Origin of the sequence: Cellulophaga sp. Hel_I_12, from assembly GCF_000799565.1 — a bacterium.
GTDB lineage: Bacteria > Bacteroidota > Bacteroidia > Flavobacteriales > Flavobacteriaceae > Cellulophaga.
Genome location: NZ_JUHB01000001.1, coordinates 2,461,728 through 2,484,691, shown reverse-complemented (window position 1 = coordinate 2,484,691; position 22,964 = coordinate 2,461,728). Strand labels below are relative to the sequence as shown.

At 35.6% G+C, this 22,964-nt stretch carries 16 protein-coding genes; 7 read left to right on the top strand and 9 right to left on the bottom strand.

Annotation, left to right across the window (positions count from 1 at the left end; translation table 11 throughout):
- Positions 1–155 precede the first annotated feature (155 nt).
- Both GQ45_RS10745 and GQ45_RS10740 read left to right on the top strand, forming a co-directional pair.
- A complete protein-coding gene (locus tag GQ45_RS10745) occupies positions 156–1,313 on the top strand; it encodes an ATP-binding protein (protein WP_047417702.1) in 1,158 nt (385 codons plus the stop codon).
- 11 nt (positions 1,314–1,324) lie between these two features.
- Positions 1,325–1,723, top strand: a complete 399-nt coding sequence (locus GQ45_RS10740; protein WP_047417701.1) for a hypothetical protein — start codon at positions 1,325–1,327, stop codon at positions 1,721–1,723.
- A 188-nt stretch (positions 1,724–1,911) separates the two neighbouring features.
- On the opposite strand, the gene GQ45_RS10735 is transcribed toward GQ45_RS10740, so the two are convergent.
- From GQ45_RS10735 to GQ45_RS10710, 6 genes are all read right to left on the bottom strand, one after another.
- The gene (locus GQ45_RS10735; protein WP_047417700.1) at positions 1,912–2,418 is read right to left on the bottom strand and encodes an OmpH family outer membrane protein; all 507 of its coding nucleotides are present in this window, start codon (positions 2,416–2,418) and stop codon (positions 1,912–1,914) included.
- Positions 2,419–2,865: 447 nt separating this feature from the next.
- Positions 2,866–3,699, bottom strand: a complete 834-nt coding sequence (locus tag GQ45_RS10730) for a bifunctional 2-polyprenyl-6-hydroxyphenol methylase/3-demethylubiquinol 3-O-methyltransferase UbiG (RefSeq protein ID WP_047417698.1) — start codon at positions 3,697–3,699, stop codon at positions 2,866–2,868.
- Entirely contained in the window at positions 3,677–4,237 is a 561-nt protein-coding gene (locus tag GQ45_RS10725; protein ID WP_047417695.1) for a hypothetical protein, read from the bottom strand. The genes GQ45_RS10730 and GQ45_RS10725 overlap by 23 nt, the downstream gene beginning before the upstream one ends.
- Positions 4,238–4,789: 552 nt before the next feature.
- On the bottom strand, positions 4,790–6,658 hold the full coding sequence (gene mnmG / locus GQ45_RS10720) for a tRNA uridine-5-carboxymethylaminomethyl(34) synthesis enzyme MnmG (protein WP_047420320.1): 1,869 nt from the start codon (positions 6,656–6,658) through the stop codon (positions 4,790–4,792).
- A gap of 5 nt (positions 6,659–6,663) precedes the next feature.
- On the bottom strand, positions 6,664–7,083 hold the full coding sequence (gene ybeY, locus GQ45_RS10715; protein ID WP_047417693.1) for an rRNA maturation RNase YbeY: 420 nt from the start codon (positions 7,081–7,083) through the stop codon (positions 6,664–6,666).
- Positions 7,076–10,576 carry a hypothetical protein gene (locus tag GQ45_RS10710; RefSeq protein ID WP_047417692.1) on the bottom strand — a complete coding sequence of 1,167 codons (3,501 nt, stop codon included), beginning with the start codon at positions 10,574–10,576 and terminating at the stop codon, positions 7,076–7,078. The genes ybeY and GQ45_RS10710 overlap by 8 nt, the downstream gene beginning before the upstream one ends.
- A 191-nt stretch (positions 10,577–10,767) precedes the next feature.
- Between GQ45_RS10710 and gltX the strand changes: the two genes are divergently transcribed.
- On the top strand, positions 10,768–12,270 hold the full coding sequence (gene gltX, locus GQ45_RS10705; protein ID WP_047417690.1) for a glutamate--tRNA ligase: 1,503 nt from the start codon (positions 10,768–10,770) through the stop codon (positions 12,268–12,270).
- Positions 12,271–12,359: 89 nt separating this feature from the next.
- Entirely contained in the window at positions 12,360–13,292 is a 933-nt protein-coding gene (locus GQ45_RS10700) for an SPFH domain-containing protein (protein ID WP_047417685.1), read from the top strand.
- 618 nt (positions 13,293–13,910) lie between these two features.
- On the opposite strand, the gene GQ45_RS10695 is transcribed toward GQ45_RS10700, so the two are convergent.
- A complete protein-coding gene (locus tag GQ45_RS10695; RefSeq protein ID WP_047417684.1) occupies positions 13,911–15,596 on the bottom strand; it encodes a glutamine--tRNA ligase/YqeY domain fusion protein in 1,686 nt (561 codons plus the stop codon).
- Positions 15,597–15,869: 273 nt separating this feature from the next.
- Between GQ45_RS10695 and GQ45_RS10690 the strand changes: the two genes are divergently transcribed.
- Positions 15,870–18,128, top strand: coding sequence for a gliding motility-associated C-terminal domain-containing protein (locus tag GQ45_RS10690; protein ID WP_047417680.1), 2,259 nt, complete (start codon positions 15,870–15,872; stop codon positions 18,126–18,128).
- Positions 18,129–18,156: 28 nt separating this feature from the next.
- Entirely contained in the window at positions 18,157–20,304 is a 2,148-nt protein-coding gene (locus GQ45_RS10685) for a type IX secretion system membrane protein PorP/SprF (RefSeq protein WP_047417678.1), read from the top strand.
- Between the two features lie 428 nt (positions 20,305–20,732).
- Here GQ45_RS10685 and GQ45_RS10680 read toward each other — a convergent pair whose 3' ends face one another.
- A complete protein-coding gene (locus GQ45_RS10680; protein WP_047417676.1) occupies positions 20,733–21,929 on the bottom strand; it encodes an SH3 domain-containing C40 family peptidase in 1,197 nt (398 codons plus the stop codon).
- A gap of 160 nt (positions 21,930–22,089) precedes the next feature.
- Here GQ45_RS10680 and GQ45_RS10675 point away from each other — a divergent pair, with 160 nt between their 5' ends.
- The gene (locus tag GQ45_RS10675; RefSeq protein WP_047417673.1) at positions 22,090–22,464 is read left to right on the top strand and encodes a hypothetical protein; all 375 of its coding nucleotides are present in this window, start codon (positions 22,090–22,092) and stop codon (positions 22,462–22,464) included.
- 52 nt (positions 22,465–22,516) lie between these two features.
- On the opposite strand, the gene GQ45_RS10670 is transcribed toward GQ45_RS10675, so the two are convergent.
- Positions 22,517–22,957 (bottom strand): GNAT family N-acetyltransferase, encoded by a 441-nt coding sequence (locus GQ45_RS10670; RefSeq protein ID WP_047417670.1) that lies wholly within the window; start codon positions 22,955–22,957, stop codon positions 22,517–22,519.
- Between the last annotated feature and the right edge of the window lie 7 nt (positions 22,958–22,964).

Here is a 22,964-nt window from a genome sequence, read left to right as displayed (position 1 = left end):
AGCTATTGAAACATGCTTATTAGCTATGTTTTAACAAAATGAGTTTTAATGCTATTGATTATTAAGAAATTGTCAGATAAATAGTTAATAGCTTATCCTTTTTCAGCGAAACTATACAGCAAAAACGATTACTGTAAATACACTATATTTGGCCTATGATATTTGATCATATTCTTGGTTTAGCACACATTAAAAAGCACTTAAGCCAAAGTGCTGATGCAGGTAGAATTCCGCATGCACAATTATTTGTTGGGCCTGAGGGTTGCGGCACCTTGCCTATGGCGATTGCCTATGCACAATATGTACTTTGTAGTATAGCAAGTGAAAAAACAGAAGAAGCTAAAAGTAGCTGTCATTTAAAATGCAATGCCTTGGCGCATCCTGATATGCATTTTGTATTTCCTGTGGCCACATCTGATAAAATAAAAAGTCATGCGATCAGCGATTCGTACATTAGCGACTTTAGAACCTTTGTCAAGGAGCAAGCCTATGGCAACCTTTTTGATTGGTATCGTTTAATCGATATTGAAAAAAAGCAAGGACAAATTGGTGTTGATGAAGCACAAGACATTGTCAAAAAACTATACCTAAAGTCGTACGAAGGCGGGTATAAAATTTGCATTATTTGGATGGCAGAAAAAATGAATATGGCTGCTTCAAATAAATTACTAAAGCTGATTGAAGAACCGCCCGAAAAAACTGTTTTTATTCTAATTGCTGAGGATGAAGAACAAATTATCCAAACAATTCGCTCTAGATGTCAAGTTTTACATTTTCCACCTTTAGCTGAGGATGCCATTGCTGACGGACTAGTAACTCAAGGCCTTGCAACGGAACAAGCATTACGATTAGCACACGAAGCCAACGGAAACTATAATAAAGCCTTGGATTTAATGCGCAATGACTCTGAAGATTTGGTGTTTGAAAAATGGTTTGTACAGTGGGTACGTACCGCTTTTAAAGCAAGCGGCAACAAAGCCGTTATCCATGATTTAATTTCTTGGAGCAATGAAGTAGCAAAAACCGGCAGAGAAACACAAAAAAAATTCTTGTTATATTGTATTGCAATTTTCAGACAAGCAATGCTTGTAAATTATAACGTAAAAGAATTAGCCTACATGAAAATTCATGTTGACGGCTTTGACCTCAATAAATTTGCACCCTTTGTGCATGAAAATAATATCGTTACAATTACCGAAGAATTAGAAAAAGCCATGTATCACATAGAACGAAACGGTAACGCAAAAATAATTTTAACAGATTTATCCATAAAATTAACTCGTTTGCTTCATAAAAAACCTGAAACCATTTAAAACTTAAACCCATGAATAATGTTCTAAATAACGCCACAGAACTACTTTTACTACTTTTTTTAATCATCACTTTTTTACAAAGTGGTATTGATAAAATTACCGATTGGTCAGGTAATCTATCTTGGTTAAAGTCGCATTTTGCAAAAAGCCCGCTAAAGAATAGTGTTCTCCTATTGCTAAGCATCGTTTTGTTGACTGAAATGTTGGCAGGCCTGCTTTGTGTGGCTGGTATGTATCAAATTTTGGCTTTAGAGAAAACGGAGTTTGCCTTTTACGGTGCTATTTTTTCCTGTATTTCTTTACTGATGTTACTTTTTGGTCAGCGAATGGCCAAAGACTATGAAGGTGCAAAAACAATTGCGGTATATTTTATTCCAGCGATGTTTTTAGTGTTTTTATTGCAGTCCTAATACTTGAATCTATGGATCGCATATTACTAAGGCTACTACACACTAGGTCGTCATACTCCAAACACTAAAACGCTGTTGTGCGCCTTTTGCCCTATAAAACAAAGGAATTGCTTTGGCTAGCTGTTTTTAAAATAAATAAAGCCTCAAAGAAATTTGAGGCTTTATTTATTTTAAAAAGTAACTAATACTTATTTTTTGTACTTATCGTTAAGCACTTTTAATATTGGTGCCGTTACGTCTTTTGTTTCTTCACCGTACAAAACGCTACCACCATCACCGCCACCTAGTATAAAAGAATACCCATTGGCTTTACCATATGCCTGAATTTCTCTTTTTACTTTACTGATAATGCTATCCATTTCGGTTTGGTTTTGCATTTGTAGTTGTTCTTGTTCCTTTTGTAACTGTTGGCCAATAAACTGACCTTCTTGTTGAAATTGAGCGGATTGCTCTTCTACTTGAGCTTGTGACATTTTTTGTGCCTGAACCTGAAAGGCCTGTCCTCTCATTTGAAAAGATTGTGAAATACTATCTCTCTTTTTTGAAAAGGCATCAACCTTGATTTGAAATTTAGCCTCAACGTCTTTTTTCTCTTGGTAATCAGCCATTATTTTTTGATTGTCAATAAAGCCAATTTTACTTTCTTGGCATGATAGTGCAGTAAAAACTACAAATGCCATAATTATTTTTTTCATCTTTTAATTTTAAATGTTGCGCAAAAATAGAAAAGCTTTTGGATTTATTGCAAAAGTTTGGTGCTAAAGCGCAACAAGTAATTTAAAAAGGCTCTTTAGACATAAAGTACCTGATGATAAGATATCTCAGCCTTCTAACATCAATCTTATTTTGGGTAGTCAAAGTGTAACATTTTGACTTTGCATCCTACTTTAAAGTTCATCTTGATTTCTAATTATCATTTAACGCTGTACAAGAAGATTTTTAAAATCATAAAGAACAGCTCCTTGAAGCGACCCGTGAATAGTTCACATAAAACAACTATAAGAAATATCTATTGTTTTTTATTTTTTAATTGGGATTTACAATCCAAAAAGCCACTCTAAGGTGCTTATAAATTCATCTTCTCTCGCCAAACAACAAATCCTTAAGTCTAATAGAATAAACTTGCTTAAACAGGCTTAAAATCACTGTTTGGTCCTTTTAATAACGTAAATCAAAGAAGAATACTCTCCCGAAGACCATGCTTTGATATTTGACCATAAGCCAATGCAAAATGCAGCAAAGTAGCCTTGTCTTTTATGTTTGTATTTTTCTGATAATAGCGAAACATAAAAAGCATCAAAAATCATAGGATAGGTTTTGTTCACATATAAGCTGTGCTTCGTAAATAATTTTGAAATAGACGTTTGAGAAAAATGCCAAAGATGTCTAGGCACATCAAAAGCAGCCCAATGTTCTTTGTAATAAGCAGCGTCAAAAGATTTAAAATTAGGAACAGCTATTATTAAAACACCTCCTGGATTTAGCAAATTATTTAAACTAAAAATTTGATGGTTTAAGTTGGGTAGATGTTCCAACACATGAAACAGGGTAATAACATCGAAGGTTCTGTCCTTCAATTCACCGATACCTGCGTTTAAAAAAACGCCTTTTTCTGCCGCCTTTTTTCGCGCTTTCTCGTTTGGTTCCACGCCACTAATTTGCCACGAATTTCTTTTGGCATAGTTTAGAAAATCTCCTGTTCCAGCACCAACATCTAAAATAGATTTTTTCGTGCTTGCATGTCGATTTATAATTCTAAGCTTATGTTGAAGGTTTTTTGATTTAACTATTTGATAGGCTTTTTCTGTTAGCGATTTTTTGGCATCTGTATGAGAAATGTAATCTTCACTTTCGTAGTATTTCTCAACATCTTCGGGCTGGGGAAAAGTTACAAGCATATCGAGGTTTTCGTCATGCCTGAGTTCAAACTCTTCTCTCGAAACTGAATAGTCTTTAGTTTGTAAATAACACTTCATTATAATTATGCGTAGCTAAATATTGTTTTTTTAATGCGCTAAGATAGTTTAAAACAGCCTCCTTTGAAACTGAATCTTTAGCTAAACAATCATTTTCATCATCGGAATATACTTCTATGGCAATGTAATAATGACTAGTTCGCAATACCCTGGTATCAGTATTAAATATGCTTGCAGGTTCGTCACCTACTTCTAATAGTTTATTTCCGACAGCCGCTAAAAATGGCGTAACTACATTTATGTTTTTATCCGAAATAGCCACTTCGTAAAATGAAAAGAAAAATTGATCCTCGACTATTTTAAACGGAACATCATCGTAAACACCGTTATGATGTAGCTTAAACTTCGCGTTGATAAAGCCGTAAAATTCATCAGCTTCTTTTGTATCTGTAAAAACAAACATATAACGCTTTGGCAAGCTTCGTTTAAACTTCTTGCCTTTTACAAGCTTAAAATCATCAATTCTAGGAGCAATGCGTAGCGGAATACAGGAATGTACCATAGCTAATAACAGCAAAAAACTAATCACCTTTTTCATGAAAATTTTACAGTATTTATGTATACTTAACATCAAAAATCAGTCCAATATGCTAATGCAACATTACAAATGTAACAGCTCAAGATATACCGAAACTTTTACCTCAATTAAACACCATTAGTACAAAACAATATACAGTCAGATCCTTCAGCTTAACCAAAGCAACAATTGAAGCGCTAGTCTGTACCTCATTGCTTTATTCTTAGCTTACCCGGGCTTTTATTCGTTGTTGACTTACCCAACATGCTTCGGCTTGTAGCCTCAAAACGATAAAGCAAGTTATACGCCTGTTCAACTTTTCTTAAAAAACGACAGGTAGCCTCTCACAATACTAAGGACCAAATATATTTTAAAGACTACGATTTTGTACTTCACATAGCCACAATTACCAGCTCTTTTACAACATTTATTTTGTTATTTTGCGTCTATTCTTTACCGAAACAATAGTAGCCAAACCAAAAGCTTAACTTGCTCACTATTCTTCTACAAAAACAAAAAACCTCAATTGTTCCACGTGGAACAATTGAGGTTTTTAATCTATCAATGATGCCATTATCTCCCTAAAAAAACTAATAAGACACTAATATCACTCGGCGAAACTCCACTAATTCTAGAAGCTTGAGAAATAGTTACAGGTTGAATCTTAGCCAGTTTTTGTCGCGCTTCTGTTGACAAAGATTTTAATTTAGCGTAATCAAAATCAGTTGGTATTTTTACATTTTCTAAACGATGCAACTTATCTGCATTATTTTTTTCTTTGGCAATATACCCCGCATATTTAATCTGTACCTCAGCCTGCTCTAATACCTCACTATTCAGATCATTCTCTTTTACAAAATTAGCAACTTCTGGCAAGCTTAGCATATGTTCCATAGTCACATTGGGCCTAGAGAAAGACTTAAACATCTTATCTGATTGACTCACGATAGCAGAATTCACATCCTCTAAAATAGGATTTATAGCATCCGGCAATACACTCGTATCTTTAAAAAACTGTATAAACTTTTCGGATTTCTCTAACTTCTCCTCCATACGTGCCAATCGATCTTGTCTCGCCAATCCAATAGCAAATCCCTTCGGCGTTAATCTCAAATCTGCATTATCTTGACGAAGCAAAGTTCTATATTCAGCTCTTGAAGTAAACATACGATACGGTTCTTCCGTTCCTTTCGTGATAAGGTCATCAATTAAAACACCTATATAAGCCTCATCTCTTTTAAGAATTACATCTTCCTTTTCATTAATTTTTTGGTGCGCGTTTATACCCGCGATTAAGCCTTGTGAGGCTGCCTCCTCATACCCTGTTGTACCGTTAATCTGCCCTGCAAAATACAAATTAGACACTAGTTTAGTTTCCAAGGTGTGCTTTAACTGCGTTGGTGGAAAATAATCATATTCTATAGCATAGCCCGGTCTAAAAAACTTCACATTTTCAAACCCAACAACAGAGCGTAAGGCTTTAAATTGAACATCTTCCGGCAGTGAGGTTGAAAACCCATTCACATAAACCTCAACCGTATCCCAGCCCTCAGGTTCCACAAACAATTGATGGCTGTCCTTATCTGCAAATCGGTTAATTTTATCTTCTATAGACGGACAATACCTTGGTCCTAAGCTTTTAATTCTACCATTAAACATAGGTGATCTATCAAATCCTTCCCTTAATAAATCATGCACCAAGGCACTAGTATGACTCATATGGCATTCTCGCTGATAATTTAGTTTTTTCGTTGGAGAATAACTAAACTTTTCCGGATGTTCATCTCCTGGCTGGGGTATCATTTTAGAATAATCTAAGGACCTACCATCCACACGAGGGGGTGTTCCTGTCTTCATTCTACCGCTTTCAAAACCTAAACCTAATAATTGTTCCGTTATTCCAGTAGCCGCCTTTTCTCCTGCTCGACCCCCTCCCAGTTGCTTATCACCAATATGAATTAAGCCATTTAGAAAGGTACCATTCGTTAAGATAACACTCTTCGCATAAATGCTTAAACCCAAAGAAGTAGTCACCCCGATGACCTTATTGTTTTTAACCACCAAGCTAGAAACCATTTCCTGATAGAAGTCTACATTCGGAGTGTTTTCTAAAGCCATGCGCCATTCCTCTGCAAAACGCATTCTATCGTTCTGAGTTCTTGGACTCCACATCGCGGGCCCTTTAGATTTATTCAACATTTTAAACTGGATAGCTGATTTGTCAGACACAATGCCACTATACCCTCCTAATGCATCAATCTCTCGAACAATTTGGCCTTTAGCAATACCTCCCATCGCTGGATTACAAGACATTTGTCCTATAGTTTGAAGATTCATGGTTACCAATAAAACCTTCGACCCCATGTTGGCTGCCGCTGCTGCTGCTTCGCAACCTGCATGACCTGCTCCAACTACAATTACATCGTACTCTTTTTCAAACATATGCATCAATGTTCCACGTGGAACAATTTTATTTTTTCGTCTTCTTTTAGTCTCATTTCTTCACTATCCTTTACAGATTTATCCTTATACTTCATTAAATGCAACAGCCCGTGAGCCATAACCCGTAAAAGTTCTTCTTCAAATCCAACCTCATACTTTCGTGCATTTTCTTCTACTCTTTCGGAAGATATAAAGATGTCTCCTGAAACCCTATTCCCTTCGCAATAATCGAAAGTGATAATATCAGTATAAGTTTCATGATTTAAATATTGAATATTTATATCAATTAAGTACTCATCGCTACAAAAGACAAAGGACAAAGGACCCACTTCAAACTTTTCAGATAAAATAACCCTAGTTATCCAATCTGTGTAGTAGACTTCATTACTAATTTCAAAATCTATCTCATAATTAAATTCAATCATTATTTTTAAAATACTCTTTTATCCTCTTTTTAAAATTTTGGCGCAAAGGTAAGGCTTGTCGGTTTAAAATCTCTTCTTCTTGCTGAAAATCCATAAAGGATTTGGGTTTTGTGGTGATTGGGTTCGCAAAATTTACTCTTGCTCGATCGCTTTCACGTTCGTCTTTCTTCCCTTGCTTTAAAGCAGCTCCTTCTAACTTAAGCAACTGATACTGTATTGTCTTTGAATTTTCTATTGTACTTTGCGTTATTCCATTTTCCAATAAATTATTTTGAAAATCTGTCATCTGTTGCAATAACTTTTGGGCTAATTGACGATCGGAATTTTCAATCAAGGAATTCAATTGCTCTTCCAGGTTTTGTTTGATCAATTCTTGTTGTTTGTAAATTTCATAGATTTCTTTCATTTCCTCTTCTGAGATCCCCTGACCCCCAGTTCCACCATTGCCACTAGCACCATTCTTGTTCCCTTTGCCTTGGGATTCTCCCTTGCCTCCTTCTCCTGTCCCAGATGGCCCATCCTTTGTAGAATTTTGCCCTTTACCCTGCTGACCCTCCTTACCATCTTGACCATTTGAACCTGATTCTCCTTTCGCTGTTCCTTCTCCTTCAGTACCCTCTTCTCCATCCTTTCCGTTCTTAGCTTGAGAAGATGAAGAACCCTCACCTTTTTTCTCCATTTCCTTATTTAGTTTACTCTGGGCTTTGATAATATCCGGCAATTGAAAATCTTCCCCTTGACCCTCTCCTTTCCCTGATTGCATACTCTGATTCATATTCTCCAAAATGGAGGCCAACAAATCAGAAAGGGTATTGCCAGAAGTTAGCACATATTTTTGATAGGATATTCCTTGGAACATATTATTTTCAGAAATAGCCTCCATGGCCTTATCCGTATTATAAAACACCTCAGACACTTCGGTGTTTATATTTTCCGATATCTCCGGAACCCTTAGGGATAAGGCGAATAAACTATCGTCGATATGGGAAAATAAGGCTTTCAGTTCTTGTTGTTCCAAAATAGCCTTGGCTTGATTTTTAAAAGCTCCTTCATCATTTGTCAACTGCTCTAATAGATTCTCTTGTTTAAAGGTAAAAACAATTAAATTATCTAGAATTTGGCGTAATACTTCAGCGTCCTCGGCCACTGACGATCCACCAGCACCGGACGACGATTGTTGCAGGCGAGCAGCCATTTCTTTCATTTTATCGGCTGCCGATTTTTGTTTTTTCGCTGCCTTATTAGTTTCTGTTTGGTTTATTCCTGACTCGGATGACTGTTCAACACCTTGTTGTTTGTTAATTTCCTCTAAAGCCAACTTTTGATCTGCCTTAACATCCCTAGATAATTGTTCATCGATATTCAGAACCAATGGTTTCTTTAGATCATCATTATCTTTTTCTAATTCTTGTAGGCCCTTATCCAACTCATTAAATTCTTGATTTAATTTAGATTGATTTTCATACGCATCCTCTTCTTTAAAATCAAGCATTTTCATTTTAGACAGCAATTCTTGCTTTTCCGCCAGCTTTTCTAAATCCTTTGCCAATTGAGAAGCTTTTTCAGTTACATAATACTGTTTCGTTAACTCTAGCAACTGTTCTAAATTACGTTGAGCCCCTTTTTGCTTTTTAGCCAAATCATCTAAACGTTTTGATAATTCTTCCTTATTTATTTTATCTGCCACCTTTTGCAATTCTTCCAAAAGCTTTTTGTTCTTTTCAGCTTGCCTTTCTTGACGTTCCAACCGTTCTTGAAGCAATTCATTTAGCTCATCTTCTTTTTCTAAATTTTCAAGGTTCTCCCTCAGCTGCTTCGAAAATTTTTGCATTTGAGCTTCTTGAACCTGTTGATTTTCTAGAAACCTATTTACCTTTTGTTTGTCATTAAAATTTAATTCAGATTTTTCTTTTTGATCTTTATTTAATTCCTCTAAAGACCTGCTTTGTGTTTTAAACTTTTCAACTGATTTATCAAAATTAGAAATTAAGCTTTGTTGATTTTCTAATTGTTTATCCATTAAGTAATTTTCATCATACAATGATGCCCTAAAGGTGTTACTTTTCGTAGCTTTGCTTCCATTAACTCCGTCATTATCAACAACTTCGAAGTAAAAACTATAAGGAATATTCTCCTGTAAATCCATACCAGAGGGATAGGTATAATAAAAAGAGTCCGTTACTCCCCCAATCGTGTTCAACGGCACTTTAATGATTTTATCGGGTCGATCCGTTTCAAAATAAACCAAGGAAATAGCGCTCACCCCATAGTCATCCGTTATCTGCCCTTTATAATAACGCACATTGGGTTGTAAAGAATCTAATACTTCTTGCACCTGAATCGATGGATATTCATCCTTAATAACTTTCAAAGAATATTCTAAACTTTCAAAATCAATCACATTTTGGTTTGATGTACTTATCGCATACTCCATAGAATTGCGTATTACCTTAGTCAAGAAAAATTGACTCTCTTCGGTATTAAAATCATAGGCTGTATCTCTAACTTTGAGCTGAATTGTATTGGTATTTTGCGTCTCTATACGCCAGTTAACTTTGGTCCCTTCAGGAATAAGGGCATTCCCAACCCCTTTGATTATTTCAGTTTGTTTATCAATATACTTGGGGTATTCTAAGTGTAAACTAAAATCTAAAATGCCAGGTGTTTCCAAAACTTTTAAGGTATACTCCCGAGATTTGAGTTCCCCGGATAAAAACCTGATCTTCTTAGATTTTAAAGGAGACCTTATAACATAGGTAAAATAACCATTACTTTGTTGCATCCTATATTCTGTACCGTCGATATCAACATAAACTTCCTCTGGTCGAACTTTACCCTCAGTCATCACTTTTAGCGTAAGGTCTTCCTTTTCCAAAACCGTCATTTTCTCGGTAATTAAGACAAATGAAAAAGGAGCTGGTGGCTCAAACCCAACATTATAACTGAGTACTCGATCATAGCTACCAAAAAAAGAACTAATATTACCTGACAACCACAACAATGCGATAATAATCAAAGGGCCACCCAAATATTTTAAATGTTTAAATGCTCCCTTAAAACTAATGGCCTTTGAAAAATTAAAGGATCCCATGCCTTTTGATCGTTGTTCAATACTTGCCACTACCAATTCAGATTGTTTAGGCTGCCCAGCTAGATCTACCAAATTATACAACTTGTCATTAATTTCAGGAAAATGCTTCCCTATGATATTCGATGCAGTACTATCCGTTAGTCCCTTTTTAAGTTTTAATAAATATAACACAGGAACCAGAATATATCTGTACAACAAAACACTTTCGAACGCCCCCAGCACCAATAAAAGCATTAATCTTCCTACAGATCCTAACCACAAAAAATACTCTAAACTGACCACAAAGAAAAATATAAGAGCTCCAAGACTCAAAAAAAGAATAACACCTTTTACCAACTGAAGTGTATAATATTTTTTAATAAAGCCCTGTAATTTGTCTTGTATCCTAATATAATTACTCAAACGCTACCATTTTTTTTGCTAAGATACTGGAAAAAAGAACCTTAGCCATTCATAAAACAATTTTCAATATAAATTTAGTTCATACCGAATAAAAAAAATATAAATTTTAGTTAATTAAACCCTACAGACCTTTCCGTATTCTTCAACTACACCATTTGAATTAATTATCTTTACACACTAAATTACAAGCTATGCCCACAAAAATTCGTGTTCGTTTTGCACCAAGTCCCACTGGCCCACTACATATTGGTGGCGTCCGAACTGCACTATACAATTACCTATTTGCCAAAAAAAATAAAGGAACATTTGTTCTTCGCATAGAAGATACAGACCAAAACAGGTATGTTCAAGGCGCTGAACAATATATCATCGACGCTTTAAATTGGTGCCAGATACCATTTGATGAAGGACCGGGAAAAGAAGGAGCCTTTGGCCCTTACCGACAAAGCGAACGTCAACACTTGTATAAAAAATATGCTGATGTACTTATAGAGAGGGGAAAAGCATACTATGCCTTCGATACCACAGAAAAATTAGATTTCCACAGAAAAAATCACGAAGAACAAGGAAAAACATTTATATATAACTGGCATAATCGATTAAAATTAGATAATTCGTTGTCAATGATGCCAGAGGAAGTACAGAGACGTATAACTGCTGGAGAGGACTATGTTATTCGCTTTTTAACACCACCCGACGAAAAATTAACCTTGTTAGATACCGTCCGAGGCACCATGATTATTGACACCAATGTTCTAGACGATAAAGTTCTTTTTAAAAGTGATGGCATGCCCACCTACCATCTAGCTAATATAGTTGATGACCATTTAATGGAAATTACACATGTTATTCGTGGTGAGGAATGGTTGCCATCCTTAGCCCTACACCAACAATTATATGACGCTTTTGAGTGGAAGGCACCAGAATTTGCTCATTTACCTCTAATCATGAAGCCCGTTGGGAAGGGAAAATTAAGCAAACGTGATGGAGAGAAACTAGGCTTCCCCGTGTTCCCTTTATCTTGGAAAGAATCTGATGGGTATAAAGAAAAAGGCTATTTTCCAGAAGCTGTCATTAATTTTTTGGCATTATTAGGTTGGAATCCTGGCACAGAACAAGAAGTATTTACTTTAGAAGAATTGGTTGAACTATTTACTTTAGAACGCGTTCAAAAATCCGGTGCTCGTTTTGATCCTGATAAAACCAAATGGTATAATCAGCACTATTTGCAAGAAAAAAATAATTTCGAATTGATTCCTGCCTTTCAAGAGCTACTTTCAAAACACGGTGTTTTAAACCAAGACGCGCATCACTTAGAAAAAATAATTAGCCTCATAAAAGAGCGCGCCACTTTTGTTTCAGATTTTTGGGAGTTAAGCAATTACTTTTTTACTGGCCCAACTTTCTATGAAGATAAAGCCGTTAAAAAACAATGGAAAGAAGAATCTTCTGAAATTATGAACAACTTGCTTCCTGTTTTAAATGCTATTGAAGACTTCTCTTCCTTAACTATTGAAAGAATTGTAAAAGACTGGATAACTTCACAAGACTATTCCTTTGGAAAAGTAATGCCACCGTTGAGATTGGTTATTGTCGGAGACATGAAAGGACCTCATATTTTTGACATCATTGCCCTAATAGGCAAAGAACCGACTATGCAAAGAATAAAAACAGCCATTGCAGTTTTAACATAATTAACGCTCCTTATGTAACAATAATGTTAAAGTATATACCTATGTACTAAACTGTTTGTAACTTCATTCCATAACTTAAAATAAAACCTATGAATTTTCTATTAATACCACTAGTACTATTTGCTTTGGTTATCTTATTCTCATCTTTTTTTACTGTAAAACAGCAGACCGCCGTAATCATTGAACGTTTTGGAAAATTCCAGAGCGTTAGAACATCTGGTTTACATATGAAAATTCCGCTTGTGGATAAAATTGTCGCCCGTGTGGGTTTAAAAATTCAGCAATTAGATGTAGTCATTGAAACCAAAACCTTAGATGATGTTTTTGTAAAATTAAAAGTTTCGGTACAATATGTTGTTCTAAGAGAACAAGTATACGACGCGTTTTATCAATTAGAATATCCTCATGAGCAGATAACCTCTTTTGTTTTCGACGTGGTCAGAGCGGAAGTTCCAAAAATGAAACTTGATGATGTCTTTGTTAAAAAAGATGATATTGCCATTGCTGTTAAACGCGAACTGCAACAATACATGTCTGTTTACGGTTACGATATTATCAAAACCTTGGTTACCGATATCGATCCTGATGCCCAGGTAAAACAAGCTATGAACCGTATTAACGCCTCTGAACGTGAAAAAATCGCAGCCCAATTTGAAGGTGATGCTGCCCGTATTTTAATTGTTGAAAAAGCAAAAGCCGAAGCTGAATCAAAACGTTTGCAAGGTATGGGTATTGCAGATCAGCGTAGAGAAATTGCTAGAGGTTTAGAAGAATCCGTTGAAGTATTAAATAAAGTAGGGATAAATTCACAAGAAGCCTCTGCCCTTATTGTGGTTACCCAACATTATGATACCTTACAATCTATAGGAGAACATACCAATGCCAATTTAATTCTGTTGCCTAATTCACCTCAAGCAGGAAGCGATATGCTGAATAATATGGTTGCTTCGTTTACAGCAAGTAATATGATTGGTGAAAGCATGAAGAAAAATAAAGGCTTGCCTCCTAAAAAAAAGGAATAGATAATAGCACCTTTTCATAAAACTTAAAAGATAACAGGTGTAATAAGAAGTATTTATTGAATAATCAAATTCATAAATGATTTTACCGTACTAAGGTTTAGAGAAACATCAGTACAAAAAATCCGATTGGTATCAATCGGATTTTTTATTTATAGGATGTTGCATCTCCCTTACTTCAGAAATTCTTTTCAAACGACGCACATCAATACCATGATTTTCCTTTTACACTAGATGAGAAAATATTCAGGAAAAAGAATTGCTAAGGTAAAACAGCTAAGGTCTAGATAAACCCAAAACCCTCATTTATACCTCATATCATAAGAACAGCTTTTTACGCCTGTAAAATTCTTAAAAAAAGGAGTCTAATCCTCACAAAAAACACTAGGTTAAAATTCAATACCTTTCACATCACTCCAATAGCCGACTAAGCGCTTCATCGTCTAGGGCATCTCATTAAAAATGCAAAAAAAACATTTTAAATTGATTAAGGAGCACTTGACAACACTAGGACACCATTCGTATTGTTACCATTTAAAAGGCTCTTAAAACTTACCGTAAGACGTCGTTTTAAATAATAAATACCAATCGTTATTTTGTTTTTAATAACAGAAATCTATTCTAGTGTTTGTCCTGGATTTTTGCCCAAGTATCTCTTAGCCCAACGGTCTTATTAAAAACTAAATTCTCAGCAGTACTATCCTTATCTACATTAAAATATCCAATACGTTGAAATTGAAAAATATCTTCAACTTTTGCATTTTGCAAACTTGGTTCCAGATAGCCGGTAATACATTTTAATGAATCTGGATTAATAAAATCCATAAAATCTTTATCCTTATGTTGGTCTGGAGTTTCATCGGTAAACAAGCGGTCGTACATTCGGATTTCGGCAGTAACCGCATGTTTAATACTAACCCAATGCAAAGTACCTTTTACTTTTCGTAAACTTTCTTCATTGCCACTACCACTTTTACTTTTAGGGTCATAGGTACATTGAATTTCTGTAACAGTACCATCAGCATCTTTAGTACAGCTCTCGGCTTTAATAATATAGCCATTCTTAAGGCGAACCTCTCCACCAAGTTTAAGCCTGAAGAATTTTTTATTCGCTTCTTCTTTAAAATCTTCTTGTTCAATAAATAATTCTCGAGAAAAAGGTACTTCTCTGGTGCCTGCCGTTTCATCCTCAGGATTGTTCTCTGCTTCCAACCATTCTTCTTGGCCCTCTGGATAATTCGTAATTACCAATTTTACTGGATCTAAAACAGCCATTACTCGAGGTGCAATTTTATTCAAATGTTCTCGAATAGAAAATTCTAGCAATGAAACATCCACAACATTATCGCGCTTTGCAATCCCGATTGTATTTGCAAAATTCACAATAGCTTCGGGCGTATAGCCTTTTCTTCTTAAACCCGAAATAGTAGGCATTCTTGGATCATCCCATCCTGTAACGACACCTTTTTCAACCAATTGAAGTAATTTTCGCTTACTTACCACCGTATGACTAAAATTTCTTCGTGCAAACTCTCGTTGCTTTGGGCGTACCTTATTCGGTTCAATGACCTGATCTAAAAACCAATCATACAACTCTCTGTGCATTGCAAATTCAAGGGTACAAAAGGAGTGCGAAACTTGCTCCAAATAATCGCTTTCTCCATGGGTCCAATCGTACATCGGATAAATACACCAATCGGTATTTGTTCTGTGATGTGCTTTATGTAAGATGCGGTAAATAATTGGATCTCGCATGAGCATATTGCTTGATGCCATGTCTATTTTAGCCCGTAGTACATGTTCTCCCGCTTGGTATTTTCCAGCCTTCATATCCTGAAAAAGAGCTAAATTTTCTTCGATACTACGATCTCGAAACGGACTGTTGGTACCAGGCTCTGTTGGTGTTCCCTTTTGAATTGCCACGTCTTCTGAGGATTGGCTGTCAACATAGGCCTTACCCTCCTTTATAAGTTTAATGGCCCAATCATACAGCTGCTGAAAATAATCAGATGCATATAGCTCTTTATCCCAAGTAAAACCTAACCATGCTACATCTCTTTTAATCGCATCTACATACTCTTGTTCTTCCTTTGCAGGATTGGTATCATCGAACCTTAAATTTACTGGAGCCGAATAACGCAGCCCCAAACCAAAATTCAAGCAGATAGAACTAGCATGACCTATGTGTAAATACCCATTAGGTTCAGGTGGAAAACGAAAACGCAGCTTATCTTTTGAGAAACCTTTTGATAAATCATCTTCAATAATATGCTCTATAAAATTTAGAGACTTTGACACATCACTCATTACAAAAATTTTGTCTTGCAAAGGTAGCAAAAATGCAAGGATAGCTCGATATAAAAAAAGGCAGACCCTATAAAAAATGTATTTCACAACATATTTAAACCCAGCTACAACATAAAATATTGTAATGCTTTATAAAATACCATATTTGGTGTTAATTCCTGTAGCAGAGCTAACTGGAGGTGTGTTGTCGAAAAAATCAGTTGAACTGTAATTTGAAGGAATACCAAACGTATTAGCGCTACAATCCCAAATGCTAACCTAAAGTTAGAACTCATGAAAAACCCTACTATGCACTCAAAAAACCTCGTTTTAACCTTTGCACTACTGCTATTTAGCCTTGGGCTCATAGCGCAAACCTTAAATACGCCAACGCCCATAAAAAACCCAAATTTTGGTGGAAGTGGTAGCGCTTGGACTTCGGCCTGTGCTTCTGCCACATTCAACGAATATTTTGTCAATTTTACTTGGGTAGCAAGTCCAAATGTAAATAGTGACAATAATTTTGTTCTAGAACTTTCTAATGCCAGTGGCGATTTTACGAATCCAACCGCCCTAACAACCATCACTGATAAAAATAATAGCACTGACTTCAATATCAGATTTGTACTCCCCACGAATACTAGAGGGAGCGGTTACAAGCTCAGAGTAAAAAGTACAAGTCCTGTTTTATACAGCCCTTCTACCATAGGCTACAATATGTACTATATTGATTATAAAAGCCCGATTAGAATAACAGAAAACGGCAGTGGCGTTATTGGAAATGGGAAAATATCTGTATGCGATGGTGGATCTGCCGTCATAGCCGTAGATAACGTGCCAAATGCCGAGACCTACCAATATATATGGAGAAAAAGTTCTACCATACTAGCCGCAAAAGGACCCTCTATCGCAGTTTCTGATAGTGGTATGTACACCGTTGAAATTGATTATGGTCCAGTTTGTTCTGGTTCGGCAGGAACCTTATCGAACTTAATTACGGTAGAAGCGGGGACAAAAATCGGTATTTCTATCAATACACCTGCACAGACTTCATTCTGTGCTGGAGAAGCAGCGGCGCCATTAGAGGCTACCTTAAATAATGCGGCTATTTTTTACACCTGGTATAAAGATGGAACAGTCGTAAGTCCTAAAACACAAGGAAAATTTTCGTACAACATAGATACCAACGCTGCTAACTTTAATGGAGATTATACTGTAAAAATTGAAGGTGACGGCATTTGCTCTGAAACAACAACGGCCGTAGCCATTAGTAAAACAGGAGAATTTACTATAACTGAAAATAATGCCTTAGACCTCGTTATACTTCCTGGACAAACTAAGTCTTTAAGTATTAGCACTACTGCTACTAGCCCAACATACCAATGGTATCGCAACGGAAGTGCTGTATCGGGCGCAACCAATAGTAGTTTAAGCACAACTCAGAGCGGGGTGTATTATGTACAAGTAAGCCAAAGTGGCGCCTGTGCAGCCAACACAAATTCGAAAAACACAACAGTTGTTGCTCCTGCGAGCTTAGAACTTAGTACCAATTACACCACAGCCTATGAAAATTGTAAAAACAGTGCTATTGGTTTAGATGTTATTGCTATTAACGCCGTAGCACCAAATGGTACAAAAATCGATGTCACCGCAGACCTAAAGACTGCCTTAAGCTACCAGTGGAAAAAAGATGGTGCTGCTGTTAGTGGAGGAACCACATCAAGTTTAAGCCTAAGCGATGTATCAGAAAATGGAAACTATGTTTTAGAAGCAAGTATAGATGCTTTTAACATGGTATCAAACAGCTTAAGTGTAGTTTTAACTACCAGCGAAACTCTAGAAATTACGGCAAGTGATTTAACGGTTTGTAATACTACAGATCCAATAAATATAAGCACTGCTACCAATTTAACAGGAGAAACTTTCCAGTGGCTTAAAAATGGTGTTAGCATCAACACAACAGACGCCACCTTAATGACAACAGACACTGGAATATACCAATTGGTTATTTCTAGAGGGGGCTGCCCAGTAACTTCAAATGAAATATCCATTAAGCCCTTTGACGCCACCTTAATAAGCTTAGACACCCCATCGGCCGTAGTTTTCCCAGAGGGCAGCTCTAAAACAATTACTGCCAGCGGTGGTACTGCTTATGAGTGGACTGATGCCGCCAACACTAGCATAAGTAGCAGTAATTCTGTTACCTTAACAACAGAAGGTACTTATATGCTGAAAGCCTATATTGATGCCTGTGTAGTCCTTAAAGAAATTACAGTTACCTATAAAGATACATTTAGAATACCAAACGTTATAACAGTAAACGGTGATGGTATTAACGACTCGTGGTTATTGCCCAATACCTACTCTAAAAAGGCCGATATCGGCGTAGTCATTTATAATAGTCAAGGAGTAGAAGTGTTTAATGTAACCGATTATCAAAATAATTGGCCACAATCAACCACCGAATTTCCATCTCAAAATATGGTTTTTTATTACACCATTAAAAAAGGCAGTGAAATATTGAAACAAGGAACAATAACCGTTATCAAGTAACCGTTATTCAATAACCAGTATCTAAAATATGTTTAAGAAGAGTTTACTTTTTATTTTTATAGGCCTACTAGCACTACTCAAAGTTAATGCGCAGGATAGCAATCCTTTTTTAACTTATGATATGCCTGGTCAGAATCTATTAAAATTTAATCGATTTTTAATAAACCCAACCTTTTCTACGGTTCGGGAAGATAAATCGTATTTTAACTTACTGCATAGAAACCAATCGGCAACGATCAACGATAATGCTCAAACCTATTTTTTAAGTTACAGTGGTCGTATCAACGATAGAACTGGATTGGGTCTAAGTTTGTTTACACAACAATTTGGTGCCATTAGTAATTATGGCGTACTTGCCAACTACGCTTATGGCGTTAAGTTAAGCGATAAAAGTAATTTTACCTTTGGTGCAAACGTTTCATATTACCGCAGTGGCCTTGACAGAGGCAGAAGTAGTACTGTAGATCCAAACGATCCCTTATTAAATGGCATTCCTGATAGTAATTTATTGACCTTTCAACCAGGTTTTAATATTTCATATGGCAAGTTCGACTTTGGCGTTTTTGCCGAAAACCTTTTCGATTATAACTTACAAACAAGTAGCTCACTTACTGAGTTCGCAGATAAAACCTTTTCAGGACATATCCAATATACCCATCAGTTTGAAAATGGAAATGGCATTCTTGAAGGGGGTCGTTTAATGCCTTTGGCGCGGATTAAAAAAGGGGGTGAAAAATACCAAATTGCAGACAGTGATCTTATTCTGGGTGGAAGTCTAATACTAGATTTACCTAAATTGGGTTGGGTTCAAGGGGGCTATGATAACTTTTTTGGAGCTTCGGCAGGTATTGGGTTTAACCTTAGTAAAAGGTTGTCCCTTGGCTATACCATGGAGAAAGGTTTGTCTAACAATTTTGCAGATTTCGGTCTTACCCATGAAATATCATTTGCCTACTCTATTACACCAAACCTAACTGAAGATCGGGTATTGTTTGAAGACGACAATGAACTGGTAGAAAACACTCTAGAAGATGTAATGCCTTTAAGTTCAAAAGATGAAGAACTTGATAAATTAAGAAAAGCCCTAGCAGAAAACAATGAAATTTTAGCTGAACTTATGTTTAGACAAGATTCTATTGAGGCCAGTAGAAATAGTGATTTAGAACGCCGCTTTGATATGGTTATGCGCATGGTGCGAAGAGAAACCAATGGGGAAAACCCAGAAATCGAAGAAAAAGCAAAACAAATATATTTACTCAATAACTTAAAAACACAAGATGCTACAAGCTTGGCATCGAATGAGACAAAAAATACCGAAGATTATAATACTGCTGCCCTCGCATCTAATAACAAAAAACCTGCCGCAGACCAGCAAGAAACCACGAAAGAAACTGTTGTCGCTTCTACAACTGCAATACCTCAAAGCACGAGCGTAAAAACTACAATTGTACCAGAACAGGAAAAAGATGCCTTTACTCAAGTTACCAAAAGCAAATCTATTAAAAGTAGAAAATTTAGAAACTTAGAAGGGGTACGTGATGGCTATTATGTGGTAGCCAACGTATACAAGAATACCCATTATATGCACAAGTTTATAGATGAACTTAAAGCAAAGGGAATTGAAGCAGATTATTTTGAAAACAAAAAAACCGGATTGCATTACGTGTATTTAAAACATGATCAAAGTTTAGATGGCGCAATGGCTTCTTATGCATCGAATGTAGATCAGAAGTATACTGGCGAAAAATGGATTATGAATGTTGACAATTCTACTTATGACAACACTGCCTATGCAGAAAATAGTCAAAAAATAAGAGAAAAATCCTCAAAATACAGTGTTACTAATTTACAAAAAAATGTGATTACTAAAGATAATATGGCTGTAGCTATAACTCCTAAAGTACAAAGCTACAAAGTGTCAGGTGTTGATGGTGGCTACTATATAATTGCTAATGTTTTTGCTAGTGCTAAAAATGCAAATAACTTTGTAAAGCTTTTAAACTCTCAGGGACTAAATGCTAGTTATTTTATTAATCCAGAAAATAACTATCGGTATGTTTATCTAAAAAAACACGATTCTTGGAGTAATGCATTGGTGTCTTATTATTCAAAAATAAATAATGCCTACCAACAAAAGATGTGGGTCATGAAAGTATCCCAAAAATTGATGGCTTAGAAAGCACTAGGCTATAATTCTTTCTAGAACAAATCACAAGCAAAAATACCAATCATTCTATAATTATTTATATCTCCGTATTGATTAGCTGTATAGGAGATGGCATAAAAAATAAACGGACTACATTTACTATTACATTGAGAAGATCCAGGTGCTACAAAACTTGTTTTATTTGTAGGTAACAAGTTCACAAAGCTTATTTATATGCTGATTGGTGTTTTTGGTCTGTTATGTCCTTCATTGAAAACCCCGGTGCTAAGAAAAAATCTTATGCTTGGCCTGAAGATTGAGAACTACTTTCATGGCCCTTTTGGCAAAATCAATTCAACCCTAAATAGTTTTTTTAGCTAAGCCTTACTCCTTCAAAGAAAACTAACGCTAGGTTTATTCAAAAATTATACTAGTTAGACCTCTCAAGGAAATAAAATTTAATTTGTAAAAACAGGTGTTTTCGTTAAATTAATAAATGCACCTGTTGTACTGTTCACCACGCGCTTAGTACGTAAATAACGGTTTAGGTTATAGGCATCAAAATTAGCTGCATTTTTATCCACGCTACTAACACGTACCTGACCAGATGAGTGTATAAACTCGTTATTACCAATCCACATGCCTACATGAATAACTCTTTCTGCACTAGTATCGGTTTCTTTTTTACCAAAAAATAATAAATCACCTGGTTTTAAATTCTTAAAATCTTCGCTTTCGTCTATTAACTCACCCGTATGTATTTGTTGTGATGCATCTCTGGGTAAAATAATTCCGTTTAAAAAATAAATTGTTTTGGTATAGCCGCTACAATCCACACCTTTTGTAGAAGTACCTCCCCATAAATAAGGCAAACCCATTAATTGTTTTGAAGTGGCTACTAAATTTTCTTCTGATGGATTTGTTTCTGATAACCAAAGCTCATAAACTTCGGCTTCCGCTTTGTTTATATATGCCATTCTTCCATCCGGATATTCAGCCTTGTAAAAATCGCTTTCTTCGCTTACAAGGATTAAAATGCCACCCGCCACAATGTCTGAAACTACTTGTGAACTAGTGTCCGGCGCTGAATAGGTACTTCCAAAGATGTTGGTATAGATAATTTTAGGCCTGCCCTTCCAATTTTCAAAATCATCTGGTGTCATGGGAACTATTCCTGCATTATCAACCCAAGACAAATAATTATCAGGGGTTTGTATTAAAGACCAACTACCGTCGTTCTTATAAATCTTTACCGGTGTTCCTAAGGTTGCCTGAGTAGCAAGTTCCGCGGAGTGTTTTGGGTTACTTCTTAAATTAGCTACAGAAATAGTCACCAAACCTAAAATGTTATTGTTTAAGGCTGATGAAGGAAGTAGTTCAATGCTATCTATAAAACTAATATTAGCCTTATTCAGGTTATTTTTAAAAACTTCTACAGCATGAGGTAAATTACTTTCACCCTTCAAAACATAAGTAGTATCAATTTTTTCCACATCAATTTCCAGCAAGGCCACGCGCTTATCTGGAGCAAATTCTTTTTTAATAGCTTCTAGTTCATCTACTAAATAATCGGTGTTTTCAATTTTAGACGTACAACTAAAGAGGAAAAAAATAGCTAAAAAAATAAAGCTCGCTTTTATGGTATTTTGAATCATAGATGGTGCTTTTTTGACAGGAACAAATTATAAAATTATAAGAACTTAGACGTGGTTTTAAGTTTAATCTTTAGCAAACAAGTCTCGTCTTTTTGTTAATCCGCTGTTAATCAATCTATTTTACTTTTATTTTTCATTTAATTTTTGTACTTTGTAAATTATGACAGCATCAGATAAAACACAAAACTCGGCCTTTTTAGAAAAATCTATTCAACATTTAGAAGCCACTGGCTTTGAGCAAATCAAAGCTGATATGGAGGGATACGACATCCCAAAATCTTATTTAAGAAAAGGAACCGATTCAAAAATAACACCAGATATTGTAGCTATAAAAAATGGTAGAAAATACTACTTTGAAATCAGTTTAAAATCTAAAAAACCAAGATTATTAAAGAGTAAATGGTTGTTTTTAGATACCATAAGCCGAATGAAATCAAATCGCTTTCGAATCATCACCACAAAAGGTCATTATAAATTTACCGATATGATGCTTGAAGATATTAACCTATCTAATAAAGAGCCTATTAAACTATAGCTAGCATTTAAAACCAATAATTAGAAAAGCACTTATGAAAATAGGTGCTTTTTTATTTTATCATATTAACATGTGGAATACCATCTTCTAAATATTCTTCTCCCACTTTTTTAAAACCTAATGAAGAATAAAATTTTAGCAGGTATGTTTGGGCTGAAATTCTAATACTAGTTTCTTTATAATGTTCTTGAATCGCATAAATTGAGGCATTCATAATTTCGATCCCATAGCCGTATTTGCGTTCTGAAGATGCAACGACCACTCGACCAATACTAGATTCTTTAAAATAATCACCTGGTTTAAAAATACGGGTATACGCTACTACTTTGTTATTCTTAAAACCAATGACATGCAATGCTTTCTGATCCTTGTCGTCTACATCTTGATACACACAATCTTGTTCAACCACAAACACCTCACTTCGCAATTGTAAAATAGCATACAATTCTAGGGTCGAAAGTTCTTGAAAGGTTTTTACTTTGATAGTTAGCATTAGGGAA